This is a genomic window from Facklamia sp. P12932 (genome assembly GCF_050409545.1).
GTDB lineage: Bacteria > Bacillota > Bacilli > Lactobacillales > Aerococcaceae > Facklamia.
Genome location: NZ_JBNUPG010000001.1, coordinates 104,751 through 130,907, shown reverse-complemented (window position 1 = coordinate 130,907; position 26,157 = coordinate 104,751). Strand labels below are relative to the sequence as shown.

Genomic DNA, 26,157 nt, shown 5'->3' with positions numbered 1-26,157 from the left:
CTAATCTCCCTCCCCTAAAATCACAATACGATCTGTTCGATTCGCAATGGATACGTCTGATTCTCCTACCAAATATATCATCCTTGAAAATTGTTTTTCAGTCACTGTTAAAAGTGTGACTAATCCTTCTTCTGGAATATGTTTTTTTAAACGATTAATTTGCGCCGCTTTAGCCGTTGAATTAAGTAAAATCTTACTATAAATTGAGTACTGATGCATAATAAAACCTTCATCAATTAAAAATTTTCTAAATTTACGATAGTCTCTTTTTTGCTCCAAACTAGCAACGGGCAAATCAAACATTAATAATAAACGCATAAATCTATAAGACATCTCTAAACTCCGGCTGCCTATTATCCTCCTCATTCAAAAATTTAATCGATCGTTTTGTATAATCGGCAATGATATTCGTTAAAAACATCTCTTGATCCCTATAAGCGAATGTTCGACTAAATATTTTAAAGAGCTTTAATTTAATCACTTTGAACTCTTCGCCTTGATACTTATAAACGATAGTATCAATTATTATTCGAAAGGGTTCCATTAAGTCACTTGCTAAATTAAATTCATTAAATTGATTATCATGTTTGATTCCTAATTGAGTTAAACAACCATTTTTTACAATTTCTCTAGCAAACATGCTTAAAATAAGGGTATACCCATAATCCAAGGCGGCATTAATAGTACTGGGATCTGTCCGTACAAAATCTGCTCCAAAAAGTGTGGTGAAATATAACCGAGAAGCATGCGCTTCTCGATTACTTTCATCAAAAGATAGAATGCCCTTACTAAAGTGTCTTAATGTTTCAGCTTTAGTATTAGCGCCTAGCTCCTGCAAAAAACTAGCCTGATTTAAAATTTTTTGTCTAATAATATTTCTCCATAGTTCATTTTTAAAAGAGACAGCCCACCTCATCTGTTTTTTCAATTGTAAGGAACTATCATGGCGTCCATAATAAGGTTGGAGCATACTTTTAGGTAGACGTTTTTCATCGCAAAAAACAACCAGTACATTATGATCAGCTAAATGTTTTAATAGCATCGTCGTTAGTGTAATATCAGTTGTTTCTAAAATAAGTATATCGATTTCTGACAAATGAATTAATTCGGTTGCTCGTGCACTTCGATAGTATAAATGGTGATTTTTATAGCTCAACTTGGAATGTGAGTTAACCACCACTGTCCGCCACGCCATTACAATTCCTCCAACTTTATTCTCGTTTCATAAAGACCAGTTATAGAATAGAATATTAATATAGATTCTTTTAAGCTTCCTAGAGTATACCTAACGCTAGACTGAGTTATATTTTCATCTAAAAAATTAAATGCAGCAGGTGCTCCATAAGAAACAAAAGTAAATAAAGAAACAATTGATTTGGCTAGGCCATTGATATCCTGACTCTTCTTCTGATAGATTGTTTCTAACCGTTTAGTAACTTTAGGTTTTTGGATATATTGATCAGCAAATCTAATAACCTCCTGGAAGATTAAATCAAACTTTTCTAAGTGATTATTTACATATTCTACACTTTCAGGATATTTACTTTCATCATAATGTTGAGCATGATAGACCATTGGCACTAAATGAGCAGATAGAACAAACTGATTACCTTTTTGAGCTTCTTGATGCGATGAAATCAAACGTCTTGCGCCCTCTTTTGTTTCGTAGAGTGTGTATTTCTTTAACACAAGGTATTCAGCGTCTTCTCGAAAGCCCTTGTCGCTTAAAAATTCTTTTGGAGATTGCTTAAACTTAGCTTTTTCTTGCATTGTTACGCCGATGAATTGCCATTTCTTCTTATCTTTTATTGCTAAAGTAAAGGCGGTTTTAGGGTTCAAATACCCTCCATATTTATTTATATCCAATCCTTCTTTTATTGGTATGAGTTTCTCTGAAGTCCCCTTAGGGTTTAACGTTTGTTTGTATAATTCTCCAGATTGTTCTTCTACTTTTTTGACGATATTCATCTGCTTTGAAGATAGCACTTTTTTAATTGTCTGCATTTCTTTATTTTTATCCCAAAGAACCTCGCCTGTCTTTTCGTCAATCACAAAGTCTTCCACAAAGAAATCAATCATCTGATCATATTTCATTTTTCGATAAGAAGCTTTGTTTTTAATAGAACTAGATTGATAAGAAAATTGACCATAGACCAAGTCACGTTTCACTCTTGGATTAACTTTCAAAATTTTATTAGCCACCACTGCATTTAAATATGCATCATGTGCATGATGATAATCGTTAATTTCACGAACTTTATAAAGATTAAAATCTTTTCTAAACCGACTTGCTAAAGTAGATTTTATGGTGACGATATCTACAGTTTTTTCAGCCGAAGAATCATTTAAAATCGTATCTAAAATATTAGCAACATATTTAGTTATCTGGCGCGTTTCTACCAAGCTTCGCTTAAGGAAACGTTCTTTTTCTTTCTCGCTCAATCCTCCTCTTTCGGCTTTGGTAAGGTTCGCTAGTTTCCGTTCGCTCATAAGTCCTGACTTTTGTAAACGTTCCCAGAAACTTCGCTGTTTATCGACGATAGCTTTAGAAGGGACATCGTCCAATTTTCCCCTATTTTTTGCAGAACTAACAAGAACTTTATTATCAATCGAGTTATCTGTAGTAAAACTTCTTGGAATAATATGATCAATATCATAAAAAGATAAACGATGAATATCTAAAGGCTCTCCTGTATACATATCTTTCCCGTTTTGTAGATAATATAAATAGAGACGATCATTTTGTAAGGTTTCATTAACTATCGGTTGCTCTTTTAATAAATTACTACCAAAGTCCTTCAAAGCAGTCGTTAATTTATCTTCGCGTTTCTTAGATTGCTTCTTACCAAAAGCTGTCGTTTGATGTTCACGAGCCATTTCAACTACTACTGAATGAGGAGCGTATCCCATAATCCCTACCACTTCTTCTACAATTTTTAGAGATTGTAAAATTGATTTTTTTATAGCAGGCGAGCCTGGCAACTCATAAACCATATCCTCTAACGCTTGATCTTGTTCAATATTTTGAGCGCGTTCAATAGTCTCTTTAAAGCTAAGCGTTTCATCGTTAATTAATTGCATGAAATTTCGATTGTGATGGCGATCTACTCCATCATCATCCTTTAAATAGTCCATAATTGTCTTATGCGATTGCTTATCACGAATACCATCAATTAATTTTGCTGACAACCTTCCCCAACCTGAGTAATTTTTTCGAGAAAGATGCTTAATCATTTCTGGTGTTAAGTATTGATTAAATTGTTGCAATTGTGTTTTCTTCATCTTACGATCTTCGAAAATAGTCAGAATAAATATAATCTTTTCTAGCATTTGCGAAAGCGAGTCATCATCAAGTAAGGCTTGCATTCCTTCAATTTTCATAAAATCTAAATAGGTTGAATAACTTGCATTAAATCTTCCATCAATCCCATTGATTTCACTGGCTTCTATAGCCAACTCATTTATTAGAAATTTTTTTAAATTTTTCTCGCTGACAGAATGATTTTTCTTAAATAATTGATTAAAAATGGCTTCTTTTTCTTTTTTAGAAAAAAATTGAAGCCGTTGTCGCTCATCTTTATAGGAAACTTTTGTTAGTTCATTAAAAATGGCGAATTTTTGATACAGCAAACTTCGCTTAGGTAGTACCTTTTCCTCTGGAAGATAAAGGTCGTAGTTGGTCATTTTTTCAATAAAAGAAGTAGCAGATGCTTCTAAATTGACCACACTCTCAAAATTCCACGGTCTAACAGCTTCATTTGACTTTCTTGTCATCCATGAAAAACGATCTTCATTTGTTTTAGCAAGTGGCCCGACATAATAAGGAATTCTAAATTTGAATATCTGTAATATTTTATTACGGTTTTTGGCTAAAAATGGATAATACTTTTCTTGATGATTTAAGATAGCCACTAACTCTTCTTGATGGACTTGATGAGGAATACTTCCATTATGATAAGATCGTTGCTTTCTTAATAAATCCTCTGTCTCCATTTTATGAATAAAATAATCACTGCCCTTAATGTTTTTAATTTCAGCTCGAAGGTATTTATAAAACTCTTCGAGACTAGCTTCGCCGTCTATATATCCAGCATAACCTTTTTTTGTCTTATCCCTAAAAAGATTATAGTATAAACTCTTCGAATGATTTGCAACAAGGTCTTTAAGCTTTCTTAAATCTTCTTTATGTTCATTGTATTGACTTATCATATTATCAGAAAGGAGCGCATTTGTTTTTACACCACTCGGTTTCAAAACGCCTGCTAATTCAATAGCATCGTAAGTTGCTTTAGCCGTCGTAAATAATTCTAAATGCTCATCACCTATTTTTCCCAACAACTCTTCTAAATCCTCATTGTAGGTCTCTTTCGTTAGTTGCAACTCTGCTTTTTCTTCTAAATCAAAAGCCTTTTGAAAGTTTCCCTTATTTCCAACAATCAGATTTAAAAATTTTTCTAACGGGTGTGACGTTTTTATTTTTAAGAGATTTCTTACTCGTTGATTCTTAGCTGATCTAGCAATTTTTTCTTTAAAAATTAATTCAATTTGACTTGATTCCTCATCAGTTACTATTATTTTATCTTCTGGGAAAGCTTGATTAAACGTTTTAATAAATTGAAGCCATTGTTGTTTAATGGAAGTGTTTTTTAAGTCCAAGTCGCCTTCAATTAAAAAATGTCCACGGTATTTGATAATATGGGCGAGTGCCAAATAAACTAATCTTAAATCAGCTTTCTCGCTACTATCAGCTAAGTGTTTACGTAAATGATATATCGTTTCAAAGTTTAGGTGGTATTGTTTTTCCTCATCCATGTTTCCAAATATAGGGTATATGTTGTAAGGTTTGTCTTCGTCTGTAAAAAAGCTGTTGTCTAAACGTTCAAAGAAATTTTCATCCACTTCTTTTATCGCTTCAAAAAAAAGATCTCTTAAATATACAATTCGATTTCGCCGACGACGTAATCGCCGACGACTCGTTCTTTTCATTCGAGTATCTTCCGCAGTTTGTCCCGTATCAAAAAGGCGAACTCCCCAGAAATTCTTCTTAATTTTCTTACGATCAGTGTTGCCTAATATATTCATGTTTTTTCTCACAAGTTGGAGGTCTTCCGTTAACACAGCCCACCCTACTGATCCCGTCCCAATATCTAATCCAATCGTATAAGGTTTCTTCACTTAATCTCGCTCCATTTCATTGAGTTTTAGTATCATTTTTAAGATAACGGTTACATTATAACATAGCATTATATGAAAGAAGATAATTTTTTTAAAAATATTCAATTTTTCCAATAATAAAAAAATAATATAGAGCGTTGACACAAATGATTTTTATGTTATTATATAGATGTTGTATCCATTCAAAACAACATATGCGAGTTAAAATAAGGTTTAACCGAACCCAACTTATGGCGCTGTCTCGGCGCTTTTTTTTAGCTAAAATTATGAAATTAACCACGCTAGAAGGTGAATTGTTTGTGTACAATGCGCTCATTCACTCTCTCATTCCATCTAAAATAGTAACCGCTTCTCAAGTGCTGCGAACACTCATTTTTGCAATTCACCAACTCTCTTCCCACAGAAAAAGCCCCCGCATCCGTTTAGGATGAAGGGGGATTTCTTATACAGTCGAGACGATCTATTAAAATTCATCATGGAGTTTAAGGATATCTAGCAACATTTCATCCCTATATTTTAATAAGGATTCCCGATCATTTCCAATTTCTTTTGGTCTGTTTTTAAGCGATTCTGCGACCATTTTCGGAATTTTCTCCTTGGCTTCTTCGGGAATTTCAGTCCATGTAGCAAGGTCTTCTAACCAGCTTTCTAACGATGGACCGATATGTTTGAGGACAGCTTCAATTCCACCTTCTCCTCCGCCTAGTTCAAAGACAAGACCCGGTCCCATAATTCCCCAACGAATGCCTGGTCCAAAGGTAACTGCCTTATCAGCATCTTCCATCGATACTGCACCGTCTAAGACCATCGAGATAAGCTCTCTAAAAACAGCCGCTTGAATTCTGTTAGAAACAAAACCTTTTAATTCTTTATTCAATACAATCGGTTCTTTATTAGAAGACTTAAAGATTTCTTTAGCCACTTCAATCGCCTGATCGCTCGATTTTTCGCCTTTAGCCAATTCAATTAGCGGAATCAAGTGCGGGGGATTATAAGGGTGTGCTCCGATAATTCGATCGGGTTTTTCAGCAAATTTAGCGATTTCTGAAATAAGCAAGCCAGAGGTTGAAGAACCCATTACTGCTTTTTCTGGTGCATATTTTTCAAAGTCTTTAATAAATCCTTGTTTTATTTCATAATCTTCAGGTAAACACTCTTGAACATAATTAACATCTGCTAGCGCTTCTTCTAAGTTTCCTGTATAAGAGATTCTGCTTAAAATTGTATCTCTTTCTTCTGATGTAAAAACATTTTGAGTAACTAGGGTATTTAAAGCATTATCAATATATTTTTTTACTTTTTCTTCTTCTTCTTCCCATTTGTTATAAGAAACTACATTATATCCTCCAATAGCAAAAACAATGGGGAAAGAACTACCTATCACACCACCAGCAATAACGGTAATCTTTTTATCCATATAAAACGCTCCTTTAAATACAAAAACCAACCCTATAACTGATTTCATTAACTAGTTATAAACAAGACTATGTTCCATATCGTTTTAACGAACAACCCCATTGAATGTCATTAGTTATCTCCTATCCTTTTCTTGAAGCCCCCTTCCTAAAGCAATTCATTAAAGCAACGAACTTTCTATCCATGCACATTCAATTTATTGGTCTTCGTTAACAAATTTATCTTAGAATAAAAATAGACCTTTTTCAAGAATTCTGAATTCGTTGTTTTTTTTAATATCACACCATTTAAAACACCCGTCTTTTAAGGGTGATTTGAAAGCATTTTTACTGTCAATTACAATCCATATAAACTATCTTTATTTTTAATGACCATTTAAATTATAAGGAGACACTCTGTTGAAGATCAAAAAAGTTAAAAATAAAATCTATTGTCTCCATTTTTCCTTCTTATTCATGCACTTGTATCCTACTTCAAGAGAACATTAACCTACTCATCGTTTTTTGACTATGTGATAGGTAGTGGAGTAATTTTTTATTATTCTTTCCATTGTATATTTCTTCGAAGACAAGACTATTAACTTGTTTGAACAGAATTAAAAATAGAAGCTTTCTTTGGATTGCTTCTGCGTCAAACAAGCGAATACATTCTCTATTCCTAGGCTTATAGTTTCTATTAATAGATCGAAGTACTCAAAGTATGGGTGTTTAATCGTTTTAACGCCTATTATCGTATATTTCAAGCCTCAACGATTGAGTGAACATTTCAGCGACAGCGTTGTAATGATTTAGGACTAGTGGATACCAAAGGTTTCAAGTAAAAATTATTAAACACTTTCATGCTGAGTATAGCAAATGTTTAAACGTTTCTTAAATGAGGTGGACCGGAAGCGACAAAAGGGTTGAAAAATTGAATAATGTTGATCAATTACAGCTTAAAATAAATAAATAATTTAGCAAACGTACAATAATTCAGAAAGAATGTGCTGCTACAATTAATGTAAAAACAGTTGAAGAAATGAAACGTCAATAGATTGTTAAAAAGCTGTGCCAATTGGTCGCAATTTCCAAACCGCCCTTTTTTCGTTGGAAAACCACTTCTTTGTATTGAATCTATGGATAATGTTGTTCAAAAATAATGTAGACTTTTGTTTCAATTGCCTATCAAATATATTATATAGTTTAATATATTCATTCTTTTTTAGTATTCATTACTTATTTTCTTTTATTTTTTTTCAAAATGAACTCTTTAATCTCTAAAGAAGTTCTTATATCATAATCCTCAATTGAATGTTTAGAAAAATCTTAATTTAACCATTCAGCTACAATGAATTTCTGGAATTGAATAAACAGATAAAGGTTTTGAAGCTGAAACATATTGTTACAGATGTTGGTTAAAAACACCGATCATTGTTTATGTTGTTGTAGCAAGCATTGACTTCTCTCATCCCTCATACACGCCCTCGACCTAAAACGATTGAAACCTTCCTTAAAGGAAGGTTTCAATCGTTTTAGGTCTTCTATTATTCCTTATCCTAGCACTCGTTAATATAATGATCCCATCTTTTTAGACAAAGACTTACATTGTTAACTGATTCCTATTAAACTATTTTATGAATCTATAAGGAAAGATTATAAACTTTCATCTTTGACTCCTTTGAAATTACTTAGCTTGCTACTTCTTTTAAATTCTATTATAAATATAACCGCAACGATTATTAAGATACAAAAGATATTTGATAGAATACCGCTATTAAAATTTAAATGACTTATTTCTATTTGGTTATTTATTTGTCCGGTCACGACAGCAACAGATTGCATATAATTATACGGTATTAAATGCGCCACTTTTTGCAAGGGAACCAAAATATACGACAAACTCATACTTCCTAAAATAACAATCAGAGCCACAAACATTGTAAGCATCTTATCCTTAAATACCATTGCTATTAAGTATATGGTCGATATAACTGTAATAATTGATACCAACTGTAGAATCAGAGCGTTTGAAATTAAACGGCTCATTGCAATCCAACTGGCTGCTAATTTTTCACTGTAAATTAATATTGGATAATTAAAAGAGCCCTTATCAAAGAATAGACTGGCTAGGATATAAGCGAGTATAAGAGTTAGGAAAAATATGGTAGAAGAAATCAAACTACCAATTGCGGTATTTCGTATAAATCTTTTGAAATAATTATCTGGAATCAATCGATAGATCATTAGTTTATCATGAAAAGCAGAAGCAAATATTTGTGAGAGAATAAAAATAATCAGAAAGGTAAAGAGAAAGGGCATATACTCATTCCATATAGAAAACATAAAAGTTGCTCCAAATACTGGCTGGATATTATCAGCTTTTAATTTATGAGCTGACAGATAGTTATAAAATTTTTCATCACGTTTCAAAGCTTCCATGATTTCTTGATACGAAGACCCATAAAATTTTGAATTTCCTTCTACAATTGAACTCGTGTTAGAAATTTTATTAGCCATCATAGTGTAAGCTTCCTGATAGTTCTTCTGTTCCAATGCATTCAGAATCTTTTTATTATTTTCTTTTAAATCTTTCGCATTGATTAAATTCTCTTGATCAATCGAATTTATTTGCTCGTTTGTTTCATCTTGACCATCAATTAAACTATTGATTTCTGCAATATCTTTATCAAATTTAACGTTTTCTTCAATTAAAGTGTTTTTTAGAGAAAAATAATCAATGGATTTATAATTTAAAAACAAGATGGTAGGTATACTCAAAAGAAGAATAAGTAGTGGCATAACATTTAAACGGCTCCTTAATAGTTTCTTAATAAAGAGCATTACTTCCATCATTACTTTTCACCTTCTTTCAATTGTTTATCTTGCAAATAAACGATAGAATCACAAATGATCCTAAGATCTTCAAGGTAATGGGAAGTTATAATGATTATTTTATCTTTTTCTCGGTTTTTCTTTAATAGTTCAAAAAACATCGTTCTGGAATCACTGTCTAATCCGTTCAATATTTCGTCCATTAAATAACATTCTGCGTCACTGATTAAATATAATGCAAAAATCAATCTTTGCTTCATGCCTTTGGAATACTTTCGAATAGGCACATTCACAAAATTATCGATGCGACATAAGTGAACAATCTCTTCAATATTTAAAGAAGATTCCCATTTTAACTGAACAAATTTTAAATAATCCATGCCAGTTAAGTTTTGATCCAGCCATTCAATATCTTCTAAATAAAAGAAATTTTTTCTTTGATTAGTTACGGCTTGATTATTAAAACGAATCTCACCCTTATTAATTTCTTTTAACCCTGCAATGGAACGAAACAAAGTCGTCTTACCTGCCCCATTTGGAGCAACAATTCCATAAATAAATCCATTTAAAAAATTATAGGATGCATTTTCTAATACCGATAGCCTCGTGCTAATTGATACATTTTTTAAAGAGAGCATAATTCCCTCCTATCAATTATAATTTAACATTTTGTCCATGTTGCTGTATTAATATAAAAATGTCAATTCTTACTAGAACAGGTAAAAGTAAAAATATTTCTATCAAACTAGTAATACTTCAATACTCTGAATGAAGGTGCAGCGGTTGCCACTTGAGGACGGACAATCCCAACAAAAGAAATTATTGCTAATAAAGAAACTAAACTTCTTTTAAAAAAAGATGCATTTTTTGTTTAATGCCTTAGAATCTTTTAAATTTTAAAGGTTTTAAAAAATATAACTAAACTGTATCTAGCTTCTCAGCATCTAATATCGTTAATTTCAAATTTAACACATATATTGTACCAAATAGTTTAAACATAATCAATAAGCGCTTACATTGGGATTAAAATTGTTCACATTACATATTCGATACGTCATGCTAAAATTTATATAAAGATAATTTGAAGTTAGAAAACTAACACTAGTTTAGAGTGTATCTCTCGCTTCTTGATAAACATTCTGCAGAATTTGACCCTATACGGTTATTATAATAAGTTCTGACTTTTAATGTTTAAATGGTTAATTAGCTGTTTATAGGATCATACAAACGTTTTTTTAGATCATCACTAGCAAGACCTAACTGATCTAATTCAATATATATTGCCATACAAAATGAACGAAATGCCGACCATTGGTAATATTCTTTATTATTTCTTCGCGGAAAATTTTCTCGATTAATCCACACTTTGAATTTATCCTCGTGTAAAATGTTATGAACAAATAATTCTTTAATAATATAGGCTAGACGGTCCTCTTCATCATCTACCGGTTTTATTTCTATCTTTCTAAAGTAGTTCATAATCGCTTTCCAGATAGCTTCCAGATTCGTTTTATTAAATAAGGGGTGTTTAACGATTGCAACCATTAAATCTGCAGCATGTGCAAAGGTGTGAACCCACCCAAAACAATCAGCATATCCCGAAAAATCCAACTCTTTGTAAAAGTAAGTCAAGGTATCATTTTCAATTTTTTTAAACGCTTCTTTGTCTAAAAGTTTATAGTATATTGAGCCTTTTTCATTGTCGTATGTAACAATTAAGGAGAGAAGTAATAAGGAAAAAGAGCGTTTTAAAGTAGCTTCCCCTTTTTTATCAATTTCAAATAAAATAAAATCTTTCTCTAACAATTGGTCAATCATATACCTAACTTGATCTATTGAAAATAATTCTTTTGCCATTCCTCTGACAAAAGTCCTATAGATTAATTTATCTCTAATTTCTGAGTTAGGATGACCTCTATTATTAATTAACCATTTTATTTCATCCAAATTATAGTTTTGTGAATTAAACTTCATCTTCTCTAATAACTGTTCTTGCATTACTGATCTCCTTTTATAAGCTATACTCCTTATATTTTGTAGAGGTAAAGTTTAAATGAATTAGATTTTATAAAGACACACTAAATTTTTAGAAGGAAACAATCTCAATTCTCAAAACTTATGTATTCTACCCCAGGTAAATGTAACTCTTTAACTCGTCTTCCCATTTTATAAATAAATAACTTCATCAAATAGATTTAAGTAATCAGGATTCGTATTATGACTGACTAATATGATTGTTTTATCTAATTGCACTAATTTTTTAGTGAGATCGATTTCGAGTTCAGAATTCATCGCGGAAAATGGTTCATCCATTAATAAAATAGGCATTTGAGAAAGTATAGCTCTTTGCAATTTGATCATTTGTTTCTGTCCACCGCTAAGTTGACTACAATTATCACTCTTTAAAATTTTATTTTTGTGCTTTTCAGGTAAACTAATTTCTTCTTTTATTGTAAAACTATCAAATAGTGTGACATTATTAGCATAATTATCCGAAAAAACATTAGAAAACTGACTATTATAAAAAATAATTTCTCTTAATTGACGATAAGACAATTCTCTATTATCAATCAATATTTTTCCGTCCAAAGGTTGGAGATTACCAAATAGTATATTGAGTCAAGTGGACTTTCCTTTTCCACTCTCTCCAACTATTAAATACTTCATGTCTTTTTTTAATTTCATGTCTTAAAAAAAGCGAATGGATTCATTCATTTCCAATCACCATGTGTTTTATTATGTTTTTACCTTGCTTATCAAGTAGGGCTTCTTATCCTATCCATCTTTCCTTTCTGATTTTTGGTACAAAAAAGACGATAGATTTTAATTTCTATCGTCCTTTTACGATAATTACCCTACTTGAGTTTATATGTTTTTATCTATCAACTTTTGATTTGCTGCTAATAACTCTTCATAATAATCATTATATGCTGGACTAAACTTTCTCATCAAAGGAATAGCTTTTTCATAATAACCTGAATCTTGCATATGCTTCTTCATTTTTTCTTGAATACGATATATTGGGTTATTTAGATAAACACTACTTTCCTTAAAAGACTGATATCTTTCTAACATTTCTTTTTTTTCCTCTAACCATTCGTCTGGATTATAAATAGCCTTTGTTTTTTCCTCATTTACCTCTTCAATGTCTGTTAGTGAAATGGTTTTTGATGCTTGGTCTATTGCTATCTTCTCATCTTCATCTAACTCAAAGTCAGGCATAGTATCTAAAAATTCAATATAGTCTTCATAATATTTTATCTTATCCTCTTTCAACGTATCTGTTAAAAAAGCTTTGTATGATAAAAAGAAAATTTGACCAATATATCCTGGAAATACTCTTACTAACTTAGAATAAATCGATTCCTGTTGATCGATTAAAATCAATTGTTCTTTTAAAGTGTTTATATCTAATCCCTCAAGGAGTAGTTTCAATATTTCAACTCTTTTATTATCTAATTGTGATTTTATTTCTCTATCTCGAATGATAGTGGCTAACATTGACTTATTGGGTTCTTGTAAAATACCTTCAATTTCCTCTATTGAGCAACCTTATTTTCGATAAATAGATATTTTCTTCAGAATATCAACCTCTTCATCAGTGTAAATCCTGTAATTATTCGACTCTCTTTCTGGACTAATAAATCCTTTTTCTTCATAATATTCTATGGCTTTACGTATTAGACCTGTTTTTTCTCTCACTTCATTCATCAACATAGTACATACCTCCTTTTAAATCAAATATATCAGCCCCCCTAAGGGACAGGTCAAGAGATATTTAATAATTTGAAATAAGAGATCTGTAGTTTCTTTAATTAGAAGTTCTGATAGTTTTTTCAGTCCTTATTCTTTTATTATTAGAAATAAAATAGTGATGCAATGATCGATACTTTGAATAAAAAGAGGTTATTTTCTCTTGTTCTTTTTCAAAAAGCTGGTTATCAAATCTTTTAAAAATAAAGTACCATAAAGTTCACTATCTAACCCCATGGTGCCTTATTTTAATGGATTAACTTCGCATCCCCTGATAGGATCCTCTTCTTTCAAGCTCATGATCAATAGCGTTTAAGACCTCCCACTTCTTCAGTGACCATTGAGGTCCAATCAATCGCTCACGCGGTGCATCGCCGGTTAATCGGTGAATAATAATATCCTGAGGGACATACTCCAATTGGTCACAGATTAATTGCACATATTCCTCCTGTGTCATAAATCTTAACCGCCCCGTCTGATAATCTTGGACCATTTTAGTGCCTTCCATCAAATACAAGAGATGAAGCTTTAAGCCTTGAATATCTGATTCTTTTACTACTCGTTTCAAACTCTCCATCATCATGGCGTAGTCTTCACCAGGCAAACCATTAATTAAATGGGTACACACAGGAATATGATGTTTTCTCAACTTGGCAACACCATCTAAGTAGCATTGGTAATCGTGTCCCCTATTTATATGGACGCTGGTCTGGTCATGAACAGTTTGCAGTCCTAATTCTACCCACATATAATACTTTTGATTCAATTCTGCCAAGTATTCAACCACATCATCAGGCAAGCAATCTGGACGCGTCGCTATCATTATGCCTACCACACCCTCTTCATGAATGACTTGTTCAAACCGCGCTTTTAAAACATGTAGGGGAGCATGCGTATTGGTAAAGTTTTGAAAATAAGCGATGTATTTTTGAACTTTAGGCCATTTTTTGTGCATTTGCTGGATCCCTTTTCCTAATTGAATAGGTAGCGGATCCAACCGACTTTGAGCAAAGTCGCCCGAACCAGATTCCGAACAAAAAGTACAACCGCCAAAGGCAACTGTACCATCACGATTAGGACAAGTAAAGCCACCGTCCAGTGAGACTTTAAAGACCTTTTCGCCAAAATGATCCTTTAAATGCTTATTCCACGTTTGATAACGTTTATTATTTCCATTCATCTTTTTCATTCCTAACTTTTCATTTAAAAAAGACTGTCATGATGAATTCATGATCAGTCTAAGTATTTTATTTCGATTTGACATAAGTAATTCCGTTAGCTGCAGGCCCTCTGGACTGACCAACCACTCCGACCAGGACAATAATTGTCACTAAGTAAGGTGCAATCTGTAAGTAAACAGATGGAATACTCTCAATATAAGGAATACGTGACCCTAAAACTGCTAGGGATTGGGCAAAGCCGAAGAAAATAGCCGCTCCCATTGCGCCAAGCGGATTATATTTACCGAAAATCATGGCCGCCATCGCCATAAACCCTTGCCCGGCAACCGTCGAAAGTGAGAAGTTCAAGGTAATGGTATTCGCTAGAACACCCCCACCTAAACCACCAAAAAAGCCTGAAAGTAAAACACCGGCATACTTCATGCCATAAACATTGACACCTAGTGTGTCCGCTGCTTGAGGGTGTTCGCCGACTGAGCGTAACCTTAAGCCAAAAGGTGTTTTGAATAAAACGAACCAAGCGATACCCGCTAGTAAAATACCAGCATAAGCGGGGGCTGAAGTAGCTTTAAAGAAAATCGGTCCAATAAAAGGAATATCCGATAAAATGGGGAAAGTCGCATAACCAAAGGACTCTCTAATGGAAGGTGTTTCACCTTTACCATCAAATAATACTCTAACTAGAAAGACACCCAAAGCTGGCGCGATCAAGTTGATAACGGTTCCTGAAATGATATGGTCAGATCTTAAATGGACAGTGGCCAATGCATGGATAGCTGAAAGGAGGATACCTGCCAGACCTCCTGCTATCAAGGCCAACCAAGGGGTCAGATCGCCAAATTGATCCGCAAAATTTAAGTTAAAAACAACTGAAGCTAAGGCACCAATAACCATGATTCCTTCTAGCCCCACGTTAACAACCCCAGAACGTTCTGAAAAAACACCACCAATGGCTGTAAAAATTAGAGGAGCTGAATAAACAAGGGTTGAAGAAACGATAAGTGTTAGCAGATTAACTGACATTAGACTTCGCCTCCTTCTGAATTAGCTTTAGTGGCTATACTTTGTTTTTGTGGGAATAATTTATCTTTAAAATAAGTAATAATAAAGTTCGCTCCAATAAAGAAAATAATTATCCCCATGACAATATCTACGATTTCGGAAGGAATTTTAGCAAATAGCGCCATGGTCGATGCCCCTGTTTCTAAAGCACCAAAGAGAATAGCTGAGAAGATAATACCGATTGGATTATTAATTCCTAGTAAAGCGACAGCCATTCCGTTAAAACCAATAGCCGGTGCCACACCATTTTGAAGGTTAATGAATCCAAATTCACCCAAGCCATTCATTACGCCCCCTAAACCAGCTAAGGCACCAGAGATGAGCATGGCAAGCACAATGTTTTTCTTGTCAGACATTCCGGCATATTTAGAAGCATAACGGTTGAGACCCACTGAGGTTAATTCAAAACCAGTCGTCGTGCGTGACATTAAGATGCCAATGATTACCGCAGCAATCACTGCTAGGAAAATCCCACCATGTAGGGTGGAGTTTTTAGTTAATTGACTGAGCCATTCCATTCTTAGGCTGGCATTTTGACCAATTGAAGGCGTTCTATCTGCTCGATCGGTTAAGACATAGCGAATTAAATAATCGACAAAATAAATAGAGATATAATTTAACATGATGGTTACGATGACTTCGCTGGTGCCAAAATAGGCTTTTAAAACGCCGGCGATAGCTGCCCACAAGGCTCCGGCTAATGCTCCGGCGATAATAGCCAAAGGAATGACTAGCCAAGCAGGTGATTCGGGCATCATCAAGGCCACCCCTACGGATACAAACCAACCCCATAGGGCTTGACCCGAAAGACCAATATTAAACGATCCAGCCGTATAAGCCACCGCAAAACCCAGTCCAGTAAAAATTAAAGGAGCTGCTGCTCGGAAGGTTTGACCGATGGAAAACGGATTACCAAAAGCTCCTGTAATTAAAAATTTGTAACCTGTCACTGGATCATATCCAAAGGCCAACATTAAAAGGGCTCCAAAAACCAAACCAATAATGACCGAGGCTACGGAAGTAAATATTTTAGTTAATCTTGACATTAGTTACCTTCACTCCCTTCTTTCTTATTACGATTAGCCATTACTTCTTCAAAAGGCGTCCCGGCCATTAATAAACCTAATTCTTCTTCATTAGTTTCAGCAGCCGGGATATCGGCTACAATCTTACCATCAAACATAACTAATATACGGTCAGATAAGTTCATTATTTCATCCAACTCAAAACTCATTAGCAGAACTGCCTTGTTTTTATCCCGTTCATTGATTAATGCTTGGTGAACAAATTCAATAGCCCCTACATCCAACCCACGTGTAGGATTCGCTGCAATTAAAATATCGGGATGCATCTCCAATTCACGCGCAATAATCGCTTTTTGTTGATTTCCTCCTGAAAGCGAACGGGCATTGACCTTTTCGGAGACCGTTCGGACATCATATTTTTTAATTAGTTCTTTTGCCCGCTTTTCTATTTCTTTAAAGTTCAAGAAATTAGACTTTGAAAAGGGCGAATGATAATAATCTTTCAATACAATATTGTCTTCTAATTTTCGATCGAGAATTAAACCGTATTTGTGACGGTCTTCAGGAATATGAGCCAGACCTTTTTGCGCAATTTGACGGGTTGTATAGTGGGTAATATTCTCACCATTTAAGTAAATCTCACCTGAGTTAGGTGGGATTAAACCAGTGATGGACAGAACTAATTCAGATTGCCCATTACCATCTATCCCTGCAATCCCAACAATTTCACCGTGTTTCACTTCAAATGAGAGCTTGTCTACAGCTACGATGCCTCGATGATCTTCAATATGGATATTTTGAACTGACAAAGCTACATCGGTCGGGTGTGCTAATTTCTTTTCGGTTTTAAAGTTAACGTTTCTTCCTACCATCATATTCGCTAAATCCACCGTTGAAGTTTCAGCCACATCAACGGTTTGAATTGACTCTCCTCGGCGAATAACAGTACAACGGTCAGCCACTTGCTTAATCTCTTTTAACTTGTGCGTAATAATAATTATAGACTTGCCTTCATTAGACAATTTATGCATTGTTTCCATTAGCTCGTCTATTTCTTGCGGCGTTAAAGAAGCCGTCGGCTCATCAAAAATTAAAATATCTGCACCACGGTAAAGGGTCTTTAGAATTTCCACTCGTTGTTGCATACCCACTGAAATATCTTCAATCTTAGCATCAGGGTCTACTGACAAACCATATTTTTTAGAAAGCTCAACAATTTTTTCGCGTGCTTGAGCCTTATCCACCACCAGTCCCTTGGTCGGTTCTTCACCTAGAATAATGTTTTCAACTACGGTGAAGGCTTGAATCAACATAAAATGCTGGTGCACCATGCCGATTCCTAACTCGACTGCTCTTTTTGGAGATCCGATTGTCACAGCCTTACCGTTCATATAAATCTGACCGGAGCTAGGTTCTAGTAAACCGGATAAGATATTCATTAAAGTTGATTTGCCTGCCCCGTTCTCACCAAGTAAGGCATGAATTTCTCCTTTTTTAAGTTCTAAATTAATCTTTTTATTTGCAAAAAAATCGCCAAACTTCTTGGAAATATCTCGCATTTCGATAACAGCATGATCCATGTTAATCGAAACTCCTTTCTCCATTGCTAATGTTCATAGTCCCTCATATTATATCGGATAATAGCATAAATTTCAGTAACAAATTTATTTTAATAGACCATGTTTTTTTAAAACTATTTTAATCATCCTTGGTCTAAAAATTAATCTTCATTTGATTCAATTAAGACTTGCCTTGGCTTACTCCCATCTTGTGCGGAAACTAAACCTTGTGCTTCTAGGTCATCAATCATACGGGCTGCACGATTATAACCAATTCTAAATTTGCGTTGGAGTTGTGAAATAGAGATAGTATCCTGTTCCTTAATCAACTCCACTGCTTCAAGATAATATTCATCATCAGAGGCTTCTGAGTTTAAGACACTCTCTTCACTGACGACAATATTTTCATCATAATTGGCTTGTCTTTGTTGCTTGATGAAGTCAGTAATGCGCTCTACCTCTTCATCAGATATATAAGCTCCTTGAACTCGGATCGGTTTATTCTTGCCCATGGGTTGGAAGAGCATGTCACCACGACCCAGTAATTTCTCAGCACCGACCGAATCTAGAATTGTGCGTGAATCTGTTCCAGAAGAAACAGCAAAGGCTAAACGAGAAGGAATATTGGCCTTAATAATTCCAGTAATAACATCAACCGAAGGTCTTTGCGTCGCTATAATCATATGGATACCGGCTGCCCTCGCCATTTGAGCTAAACGGATAATGGCATTTTCAACATCATTAGAGGCCACCATCATGAGGTCTGCTAACTCATCAATGATAACGACTATCTTCGGTAATTTCTCGTAGCCAGTTCCTTCTTCTTTGTTCCAACTCTCCACTTGTTCGTTATAGCCATCAATATTTCTCACCCCGCTTGTAGCAAATAGTTCATAGCGTCTTTCCATTTCTTCTACCACATTATTTAAAGCTCTAGCTGCCTTGCGTGGATTGGTAACCACCGGTGATAACTGGTGGGGTAAGTCGTTGTAGAGGGTTAATTCGACCTTTTTCGGGTCAATCATTAAAAATTTAATGTCTTCAGGTTTTGCCTTCATTAAAATAGAACAAATAATTACATTCACACCAACCGACTTACCTGAACCTGTTGCTCCAGCAATTAATAAATGGGGCATCTTGGTTAAGTCAGCCAGACAAACTGAACCTGAAATATCTCGTCCTAAAGGCACTTCTAAGAGTTTATCAGATTCCAAGCCCGCATCGACAATTTCACTAAAGGCGACTGGGCTGACTTGGGTATTTGGAACTTCAATTCCTATTAGCGATTTGCCGGGTATAGGGGCTTCCATTCGAATATCACGTGCTGCTAGTGCCAAAGCAATGTCATCAGATAAGGACACAATCTTACTTACCTTAACTCCCACAGCAGGTTCAATTTCATATTTAGTGACTGAAGGACCCAAATTGGCCTTCACTATCTTGGCATCGACCCCAAAACTTTCAAAAGTCAATTCTAATTTTTTTATATTGTCATTAATACGTTGATATTCTTCCGACTGGTCGACTACTGGTAATTTTTTTAGTAGCTTTTTCCCAGGGAACTGATAGGTTTTAGATTTCTTTTGTTTGGTTTTGGTTTGCTTTTGTAGTTCTTCCTTACTTAAAACCTGATCTAAGTCATCGTCAGTTAGAGCTTGCCTTTGATTACTAGCGTCTTGCCAATGACTAGCAGTAGCTAAGACATCTGCTTTATTAGGCGTTTGTTTAGAAAGTGCCTCATCAGCCATTTCGTCTTGTGCTATGGCTGTTTCAATTTCTTCTAGGCTTTCTACTTCCTTCGTTGGTAAAGGATTCAGCTGCTCTTTTGTCATTGAATCAATCGATTGACTATCAGCTTGAGAATGCGCTATTTCTTGATCGTGCATCTGATCAAAGAAGTCTAAATCCAAGACACGTCCTTCTTCTTGGGATAAACGTTTGGAGTTTAAAGATTTTTGCTGATAATCTTCTTGACGATAAGGCTTAAATTCATATTCTGTGGTGGGGTTAAAAGCGGGTTGGTCTTCTCTTTCGAAGGTTGGCATATAAGCTGTTCGATTGTTAAATGAAACATCCTTTGGAGGAAGACTTTGTGTTTCTTCTGTTTTCATAAAGAAGGAATAGAAACGACTAAATAGTGTTGTAAATACATTTTGCTTTTCTTGCTTTGATTCATTAAGTTCGTTGCCTTCAATATTCATAACCTCATCAGGATTTTCTTCCAATGGACTAGCAGCGATGATGTTTCGTTCATCGTTAAGATCATCACCTTTATCTTGGTAAACCTCTTTAAGTTCTGAAAAATCAGGAAAAAGTTCTTTAAAAAGATTAGTCATTTGGCTAAATAATTGCTGAATGGCTTGCCAACCGGTAATTAAAGGGCGATCTAAAAGAAAAATTAAGCCGATAAAGAAACTAACAAAGAAGAAGAGATAAGATCCCCATTTACCAAATAAATATCCGATACTGACATAAAGACCTGCTCCGACCAATCCACCCCCTAAGTTAGAAATACTTTGTTGAGATAATAATTCCTTACGGTAGATTCGAAATGCATGCTCAAACGCCGACTGCTGAGTATTATTTTGTAAGTAATCGTAATACTCAATAAAGTGTAAAGACCCTGCTAATGCGATTATAATTAAAAAACCACCTAAGAGTGGTCTCAAAGGTACATTAATTACTCTTCCTTTTAGCATCATCATGGAGCCTAAGAATAAACTGGTATATAAGAGAAGTCCGTAACTTTCACCTACCATTAAACGAAAACCATTAGTTAGCATTAAACCCATAATGCCCCAATTGAAAATAGCGACTAAACTTAAGAAAGTAATTAATATACCTAAAAATAAGTAGATTGATTGGTACTTCATTTGATTGGGTGATTGACTCTGACGCTTGGATTGTTTTTTCTTTTGAGCCATTCACATCACATCCTTTCAGAACTCTCGTGCATGGGTTATTATATCATTTATGATAAATGATATCGAACAAATTATCGTATTTCTAAGTTTATTAAAGGCTTATACCAATTAAAATTCAACTTCTAGAAATACTCTTTTATATGATTACTAACTTGATAAACCACAAATTTTAGCTTAGAATGTATCAAGTCATTGTATTTGTTGTAAAATAACACAAAATAATATATCGTTAATTATATCAATTAGATGGAGCGTGAAAAATGAAATTTATAAAAAAATATTGGAAGTTAATTTTTCTTATCTCGATGGTTTCATTGATAGCAACAGGCTGTATTCGCTATGATGCATCGGGTAACCCAACTGGACCTATCTATGAATATTTAGGAGTACCAACTGCTAACTTCTTAGACTTTTTAGCAGATATTTTTGGCGGTTCTTATGGGATTGCAATCATGATAGTTACCCTAATCACTCGTTTGTTTATGCTTCCATCGACTTATAAGATGACTAAATCATCAATGGAAAGCTCAGCTAAAATGAAATATGCCCAACCTGAAATTGCAGAAATTCAAGAAGAAATGAAAGGAACAGATAATCCACAAGAAAAAGCTGCTCTGCAACAAGAGTTAATGCAAGTTTACGGAAAATATGACATTAACATGTTATCGAACGTTTCTGGCTGTTTACCATTATTAATTCAAATGCCAATTATTTCAGCTGTTTATACAGCGGTTCGTACATCCGATAAAATTGCAGAGTCCTCTTTCTTAGGTATTCACTTGGGTGGAAAGAGTTTACTATTAGTTGGTTTAGTTGCAGCAACTACCTTCTTATCTAGTTGGTTAATGCAAAAAGGAACAGCTACACCCGTTTCCGATAATCCTCAAGCCAATCAAATGCAACAATCAATGATGTATATGAACCCAATTATGTTAGGTTATTTCACTTATATTTCTAACGCGGGAATCGGACTATATTTCTTCACTGGTTCTCTTTTCACTTTAGCTCAACAATTCTATATGAATCAGGTTGCACGACCAAAAATTCAAAAAGATATTGATGAAAAAGTCAAAAAGTATCAAAATATGCCGCGAGTAAAGCGACAGAAAAAAGCGAGACAAACGAAAAAACAATTAGAAAAAGTAAATGCTGACCGTATTGTGCCGGTTAAAAATCCAAAAGCTAGAAATGCTGGAAAGCAAAGAAAGAATAAATAAATCTACATAAAATGAGCCTCACCACATTATTGTGCTGAGGCTCGTTTTATTTTTCTTCTTTAGCAAGTTCTTTGGCAATCCTTTCACTTTTATAAATTAAGTGTTGGTCCGTTAAAATCGGAAACTCAACATAGAAGATCGATCCTCTTTGATAGACAGACTCCACCCGAATTTTTCCGTGGTAGCCTTCTACTAATTGTTTAGCGATACTTAACCCTAAGCCATTACCACCTTTGGCACGCGCTCGTGCTTTATCCACTCGGTAAAACCTTGAAAAAACACGCTCTTTATCTTCTGCTGTCATTCCTTCTCCAAAATCTTGGACAGCAATTTCAACCTTATTCATGGTTTGACTGACTGAAATATGTATCTCCGGACGATCTGTCGAATATTTCACAGCGTTATCAAGTAATATTACTAAGATCTGTTCAAAGTGATGATGATAAATATTGACATAAACTTTTTTACTTTTCTCATTATCTAAATAAAAATGAAAGTTTGGATATAAAATTTCAAAATTATGGTGGACTAGAGAAGCTGCGGTGGTGATTTCGGTTACTTCGTCTTTGTAATCCACGTCTACATGGTCTGCTCTTGAAAGGTCTAACATTTCTTGGACTAATTCCTTCATTCGTGTAATTTCTTGCAGCGAAGCAGAAATAGATTCATCTAAAACCTGCTGATCTTCTTTACCCCAGCGATTTAACATCTTTAAATGTCCTTCAACAATCGCTACCGGCGTTCTTAATTCGTGCGAAACATCTTCCACAAACTGTTTTTGACCCTTTACATAAAGCTCAATCTTATCGAGCAGTTTATTAACATGTAAACTTAAATCGCTCCACTCATCATTGGTTCGCGGTCGAACAACACGAACCTGAGAGAGAGTATCTCCTTCTAATAAATCTAAAGTGTTAATAACATAAGTTAAGGGCCTTAAAAAATAATGAGCGATTAAAAAGCCACATAATATTGAAATCAAAGTCGTTATTAGAAAACAACGAATCAAAAAATAATTTAACTTTTGAACATACGCTACTTTTGCCTCAGGTAGAACAATATATTGAACAATGCCTAATAATTCTTGATTAATACGACTCGAAATCCGACTAGAGCCGATTAGATAATTCTTTCCTTTTATATTTTGCCTTTCAAGCTCTTTACTAGATGATCCAATAGGATATTGAAAATGCTGACTTTCATTTAATAACTTTTGTTCGGGACTATATAGGCGAATGATAGTTTGGTCGTTAGAATAGTGATCTATTAAAAACTTAACTTTTGTCTCACTATCTTGTTCTTTTTGGTCAAGGAATTGTTGAGCTTGGAAAGGCTGATCTTGGTCGGATAGCCCCTTAATTAAAAATTCAAATTGCATCTGATGACTTTCCTTTGATTGTTCATCGTACATTTGAATCGTTAACTGGCGATAGATTAAAAGTGAAATAAATGACAGCATAATCATTGCTAAGGATAAGAAAATACCCCATTTCCATTTAAGCGAAAGGGGTTGGTCTTTCTTAAAAGTAAAGACAGAAGATGATTTAGTTTCTGATGACATAGCCTGTACCACGAACCGTTTGAATATAAGATTCTTCTCCTGGAATATCGATTTTATTTCTCAAATAACGGATATAAACATCCACCACATTAGTTTCAACCTCGGATTTATAGCCCCATACTTGTTCTAATAAGACATCTCGTGGCATAACCATATTGATATTTTCCATTAAAAAGACTAATAATTCGTATTCTCTTTTAGTTAAATCAATTAACTCACCTTGTCTTTTCACCATACGGCTTGATTTTTCAACCACTAAGTCCCTAAATTTTAGATAAGGTTGATTTTGAGTTCTTGATTCATCTTCAGTCTCGATTCGACGGAAAAGTGCTCTGAGTCTGGCTAATAATTCTTCAATGGCAAATGGTTTAACGATGTAGTCGTCTGCTCCTTGGTCAAGACCTGAAACACGATCAATGACAGAATCTCTAGCCGTCATAATAATAATAGGTACATCTTTAACTGGACGAATACGGCGTACAACTTCCAACCCATTTAATTCAGGTAACATTAGGTCAAGTAAAATAACATCCCACTTTTCTTCTAAGGCCTTTTCCAAACCACTGCGCCCATCATAACAGATAGCTGTTTCATAGCCTTCATGTTGAAGCTCAAGCTCAACAAAGCGAGCTAAGTTCTTCTCATCTTCAACAATTAAGACACGTTGATTTACATTTTTTACCATGCGAACTTCCTCCTATAGACTTAACTTACTAACCAATTAACGTTTATTAAGGTCTTAGACTATTGGTCTACTCTTTCTTCACGCGATTCATCCCAAATGAAATGGTAGCTGCCAACTTTATCCACACGTTCATAAGTATGCGCTCCGAAATAATCACGCTGTGCTTGAATTAAATTAGCTGGAAGTACTTCACTACGATACGAGTCATAATAAGCAATTGCGCTTGAAAATCCAGGAACAGCAACACCCGCTTGAACTGATAAAGAAACAATTTCGCGAACACTTGATTGATACTGATTAGTGATTTGAGTGAAGAAATTATCTAATAAAAGGTTATCTAATTCTCTATTACGATCAAAAGCATCAGAAATATCTTGCAAAAAGCGCGCACGAATAATACACCCTGCACGGAAGACACGGGCAATTTGGCTATAATTTAAATCCCATTGATATTCTTCGGAAGCGCTGCGATATTCTGCAAATCCTTGAGCATAGGACATAATTTTTGAAAAATAAAGTGCCTGACGAATTTTCTCTATCCACTGTTTACGATCCTTTTGGAAGCTAGAAGTATCATGCGAAGGTCCTTGAATAATTTGAGAAGCCTTAACACGTTCTTCTTTTAAAGCAGAGATAAAGCGCGCATAAACCGATTCTGTAATTGTAGGTAAGGGAACGCCTAAGTCTAAAGCTGATTGCGAGGTCCATTTTCCAGTCCCTTTATTACCAGCTTTATCAATAATCATTTCAACCATTGGTCGCTTGCTTTCAGGGTCTTTTTCCTTAAGAATCTTGGCGGTGATCTCGATTAGATAGGAATTTAATTCTCCTTGGTTCCATTCCTCAAAGACTTGAGCAATCTCATCTGCAGACATTCCTAATAATTTATCCATGATTGCATAGGATTCGGCAATTAATTGCATATCACCATACTCAATACCATTATGAACCATTTTAACATAATGACCGGCACCATTTGCTCCCATATAAGCTACACAGGGTTCTTGATCAGCTGGTGCTTTTGCCGCAATTTCTTTTAAGATAGGCTCAACTAATTCATAGGCTTCTTTTGGTCCACCAGGCATTAAGGCAGGACCATGTAAGGCACCTTCTTCCCCACCAGAAACTCCCATCCCAATAAAATGTATGCCAGAGTCAGCTAAAGTTTCTGCTCTTCTCATAGTATCTTTAAAGAAGGTATTCCCTCCATCGATTAAAATATCTCCTTGGTCTAAAAGAGGTAAAAGTGATTGGATTGTAGAATCAGTCGCTTGACCTGCTTTTACCATTAACAAGATACGACGAGGCTTTTCAATTGATTGAACAAAGGATTCCAAGTCATAGCTAGCTACTAAATTTTTATCTTTATTTTCGTTTATGGCTGCTTCTGTTTTAGACTGTGAGCGATTATAAATTGCTACACGATAACCTCTACTTTCAATATTTAACGCTAAATTCTTTCCCATTACAGCCATTCCAACTACACCAATTTGAGCTAATGTCATCTAATTATCTCCTTCACTTTCATGATTATCTCATTCTAACAAACTTTTAACTTGAATTAAAGTTAACTTAATAAAGACAAATTGCATTTTATAGGCGTTTGCGTTACACTATTTTTATCAATGGATAGGAGGTTCCAGCCAATGAAAGCCAACAAAAAAAAGAAAAGTAAATACGATCGACGTATAAAAATCTTTTCGATTATTATGGTGATTACCATGTTAGCTGGTGTCATTTTTAGTCTCGTAATTTCTTTTTTTAATTATAAAGGATAATAGGAATGAAG

Annotated in this window: 20 protein-coding genes; 2 read left to right on the top strand and 18 right to left on the bottom strand. The window is 34.5% G+C overall.

What is annotated here, in order from left to right; all coding sequences use genetic code 11:
• The 15 genes from cas2 to ACQV2P_RS00535 form a co-directional block, all read right to left on the bottom strand.
• Positions 1–333: a CRISPR-associated endonuclease Cas2 gene (gene cas2 / locus ACQV2P_RS00605; RefSeq protein WP_428873903.1), complete on the bottom strand. Its 333-nt coding sequence runs from the start codon at positions 331–333 to the stop codon at positions 1–3.
• Positions 323–1,195 carry a type II CRISPR-associated endonuclease Cas1 gene (gene cas1, locus ACQV2P_RS00600; RefSeq protein ID WP_428873902.1) on the bottom strand — a complete coding sequence of 291 codons (873 nt, stop codon included), beginning with the start codon at positions 1,193–1,195 and terminating at the stop codon, positions 323–325. Before cas1 ends, cas2 begins: the two co-directional genes overlap by 11 nt.
• A complete protein-coding gene (gene cas9 / locus ACQV2P_RS00595; RefSeq protein ID WP_428894458.1) occupies positions 1,195–5,175 on the bottom strand; it encodes a type II CRISPR RNA-guided endonuclease Cas9 in 3,981 nt (1,326 codons plus the stop codon). Before cas9 ends, cas1 begins: the two co-directional genes overlap by 1 nt.
• A 463-nt stretch (positions 5,176–5,638) precedes the next feature.
• The gene (locus tag ACQV2P_RS00590) at positions 5,639–6,592 is read right to left on the bottom strand and encodes a 3-hydroxyacyl-CoA dehydrogenase family protein (RefSeq protein WP_428894457.1); all 954 of its coding nucleotides are present in this window, start codon (positions 6,590–6,592) and stop codon (positions 5,639–5,641) included.
• Positions 6,593–8,222: 1,630 nt separating this feature from the next.
• Positions 8,223–9,422 (bottom strand): hypothetical protein, encoded by a 1,200-nt coding sequence (locus ACQV2P_RS00585; protein WP_428894456.1) that lies wholly within the window; start codon positions 9,420–9,422, stop codon positions 8,223–8,225.
• On the bottom strand, positions 9,422–10,039 hold the full coding sequence (locus ACQV2P_RS00580; RefSeq protein ID WP_428894455.1) for an ATP-binding cassette domain-containing protein: 618 nt from the start codon (positions 10,037–10,039) through the stop codon (positions 9,422–9,424). The genes ACQV2P_RS00585 and ACQV2P_RS00580 overlap by 1 nt, the downstream gene beginning before the upstream one ends.
• A gap of 565 nt (positions 10,040–10,604) precedes the next feature.
• Positions 10,605–11,399: a DUF2785 domain-containing protein gene (locus tag ACQV2P_RS00575; protein ID WP_428894454.1), complete on the bottom strand. Its 795-nt coding sequence runs from the start codon at positions 11,397–11,399 to the stop codon at positions 10,605–10,607.
• Positions 11,400–11,567: 168 nt separating this feature from the next.
• Positions 11,568–12,014, bottom strand: coding sequence for an ATP-binding cassette domain-containing protein (locus ACQV2P_RS00570; protein WP_428873837.1), 447 nt, complete (start codon positions 12,012–12,014; stop codon positions 11,568–11,570).
• 252 nt (positions 12,015–12,266) lie between these two features.
• On the bottom strand, positions 12,267–12,902 hold the full coding sequence (locus tag ACQV2P_RS00565; RefSeq protein WP_428884927.1) for a hypothetical protein: 636 nt from the start codon (positions 12,900–12,902) through the stop codon (positions 12,267–12,269).
• Positions 12,903–12,953: 51 nt separating this feature from the next.
• Positions 12,954–13,118, bottom strand: coding sequence for a MerR family transcriptional regulator (locus tag ACQV2P_RS00560; protein ID WP_428884926.1), 165 nt, complete (start codon positions 13,116–13,118; stop codon positions 12,954–12,956).
• A gap of 292 nt (positions 13,119–13,410) precedes the next feature.
• Positions 13,411–14,343: a TIGR01212 family radical SAM protein gene (locus ACQV2P_RS00555; RefSeq protein WP_428884925.1), complete on the bottom strand. Its 933-nt coding sequence runs from the start codon at positions 14,341–14,343 to the stop codon at positions 13,411–13,413.
• Positions 14,344–14,401: 58 nt separating this feature from the next.
• On the bottom strand, positions 14,402–15,358 hold the full coding sequence (locus tag ACQV2P_RS00550; RefSeq protein ID WP_428873775.1) for an ABC transporter permease: 957 nt from the start codon (positions 15,356–15,358) through the stop codon (positions 14,402–14,404).
• Positions 15,358–16,443 carry an ABC transporter permease gene (locus ACQV2P_RS00545; RefSeq protein ID WP_428873777.1) on the bottom strand — a complete coding sequence of 362 codons (1,086 nt, stop codon included), beginning with the start codon at positions 16,441–16,443 and terminating at the stop codon, positions 15,358–15,360. Before ACQV2P_RS00545 ends, ACQV2P_RS00550 begins: the two co-directional genes overlap by 1 nt.
• Positions 16,443–18,002, bottom strand: coding sequence for an ABC transporter ATP-binding protein (locus ACQV2P_RS00540; protein WP_428881727.1), 1,560 nt, complete (start codon positions 18,000–18,002; stop codon positions 16,443–16,445). Before ACQV2P_RS00540 ends, ACQV2P_RS00545 begins: the two co-directional genes overlap by 1 nt.
• 140 nt (positions 18,003–18,142) lie before the next feature.
• On the bottom strand, positions 18,143–20,905 hold the full coding sequence (locus tag ACQV2P_RS00535; RefSeq protein ID WP_428893222.1) for a DNA translocase FtsK: 2,763 nt from the start codon (positions 20,903–20,905) through the stop codon (positions 18,143–18,145).
• Positions 20,906–21,165: 260 nt separating this feature from the next.
• On the opposite strand from ACQV2P_RS00535, the gene yidC reads away from it, so the two are divergent.
• Complete coding sequence (gene yidC, locus ACQV2P_RS00530) at positions 21,166–22,122, top strand: membrane protein insertase YidC (RefSeq protein WP_428873780.1); 957 nt, start codon at positions 21,166–21,168, stop codon at positions 22,120–22,122.
• A 46-nt stretch (positions 22,123–22,168) separates the two neighbouring features.
• Here the strand turns inward: yidC and ACQV2P_RS00525 are convergent, their stop codons facing one another.
• Genes ACQV2P_RS00525 through gndA form a run of 3 tightly spaced genes read right to left on the bottom strand, consistent with a single transcriptional unit; the run spans position 22,169 to position 25,873 of the window.
• Positions 22,169–23,683, bottom strand: a complete 1,515-nt coding sequence (locus ACQV2P_RS00525; protein WP_428874693.1) for an ATP-binding protein — start codon at positions 23,681–23,683, stop codon at positions 22,169–22,171.
• Positions 23,667–24,368 (bottom strand): response regulator transcription factor, encoded by a 702-nt coding sequence (locus tag ACQV2P_RS00520; RefSeq protein ID WP_428873782.1) that lies wholly within the window; start codon positions 24,366–24,368, stop codon positions 23,667–23,669. Before ACQV2P_RS00520 ends, ACQV2P_RS00525 begins: the two co-directional genes overlap by 17 nt.
• Before the next feature lie 59 nt (positions 24,369–24,427).
• Positions 24,428–25,873 (bottom strand): NADP-dependent phosphogluconate dehydrogenase, encoded by a 1,446-nt coding sequence (gene gndA, locus ACQV2P_RS00515; protein WP_428874692.1) that lies wholly within the window; start codon positions 25,871–25,873, stop codon positions 24,428–24,430.
• 141 nt (positions 25,874–26,014) lie between these two features.
• On the opposite strand from gndA, the gene ACQV2P_RS00510 reads away from it, so the two are divergent.
• On the top strand, positions 26,015–26,146 hold the full coding sequence (locus tag ACQV2P_RS00510) for a hypothetical protein (RefSeq protein WP_428881723.1): 132 nt from the start codon (positions 26,015–26,017) through the stop codon (positions 26,144–26,146).
• Positions 26,147–26,157 lie beyond the last annotated feature (11 nt).

Coding starts and splice junctions, on each gene's coding strand:
- ACQV2P_RS00560 (WP_428884926.1), bottom strand. CDS start 13,118: ATGTTGATGAATGAAGTGAGAGAAAAAACAGGTCTAATACGTAAAGCC.
- ACQV2P_RS00535 (WP_428893222.1), bottom strand. CDS start 20,905: ATGGCTCAAAAGAAAAAACAATCCAAGCGTCAGAGTCAATCACCCAAT.
- ACQV2P_RS00575 (WP_428894454.1), bottom strand. CDS start 11,399: ATGCAAGAACAGTTATTAGAGAAGATGAAGTTTAATTCACAAAACTAT.
- gndA (WP_428874692.1), bottom strand. CDS start 25,873: ATGACATTAGCTCAAATTGGTGTAGTTGGAATGGCTGTAATGGGAAAG.
- ACQV2P_RS00550 (WP_428873775.1), bottom strand. CDS start 15,358: ATGTCAGTTAATCTGCTAACACTTATCGTTTCTTCAACCCTTGTTTAT.
- ACQV2P_RS00510 (WP_428881723.1), top strand. CDS start 26,015: ATGAAAGCCAACAAAAAAAAGAAAAGTAAATACGATCGACGTATAAAA.
- ACQV2P_RS00565 (WP_428884927.1), bottom strand. CDS start 12,902: ATGTTAGCCACTATCATTCGAGATAGAGAAATAAAATCACAATTAGAT.
- ACQV2P_RS00525 (WP_428874693.1), bottom strand. CDS start 23,683: ATGTCATCAGAAACTAAATCATCTTCTGTCTTTACTTTTAAGAAAGAC.
- ACQV2P_RS00545 (WP_428873777.1), bottom strand. CDS start 16,443: ATGTCAAGATTAACTAAAATATTTACTTCCGTAGCCTCGGTCATTATT.
- cas1 (WP_428873902.1), bottom strand. CDS start 1,195: ATGGCGTGGCGGACAGTGGTGGTTAACTCACATTCCAAGTTGAGCTAT.
- ACQV2P_RS00540 (WP_428881727.1), bottom strand. CDS start 18,002: ATGGATCATGCTGTTATCGAAATGCGAGATATTTCCAAGAAGTTTGGC.
- ACQV2P_RS00585 (WP_428894456.1), bottom strand. CDS start 9,422: ATGATGGAAGTAATGCTCTTTATTAAGAAACTATTAAGGAGCCGTTTA.
- ACQV2P_RS00555 (WP_428884925.1), bottom strand. CDS start 14,343: ATGAAAAAGATGAATGGAAATAATAAACGTTATCAAACGTGGAATAAG.
- cas2 (WP_428873903.1), bottom strand. CDS start 333: ATGTCTTATAGATTTATGCGTTTATTATTAATGTTTGATTTGCCCGTT.
- ACQV2P_RS00590 (WP_428894457.1), bottom strand. CDS start 6,592: ATGGATAAAAAGATTACCGTTATTGCTGGTGGTGTGATAGGTAGTTCT.
- yidC (WP_428873780.1), top strand. CDS start 21,166: ATGAAATTTATAAAAAAATATTGGAAGTTAATTTTTCTTATCTCGATG.
- ACQV2P_RS00580 (WP_428894455.1), bottom strand. CDS start 10,039: ATGCTCTCTTTAAAAAATGTATCAATTAGCACGAGGCTATCGGTATTA.
- ACQV2P_RS00520 (WP_428873782.1), bottom strand. CDS start 24,368: ATGGTAAAAAATGTAAATCAACGTGTCTTAATTGTTGAAGATGAGAAG.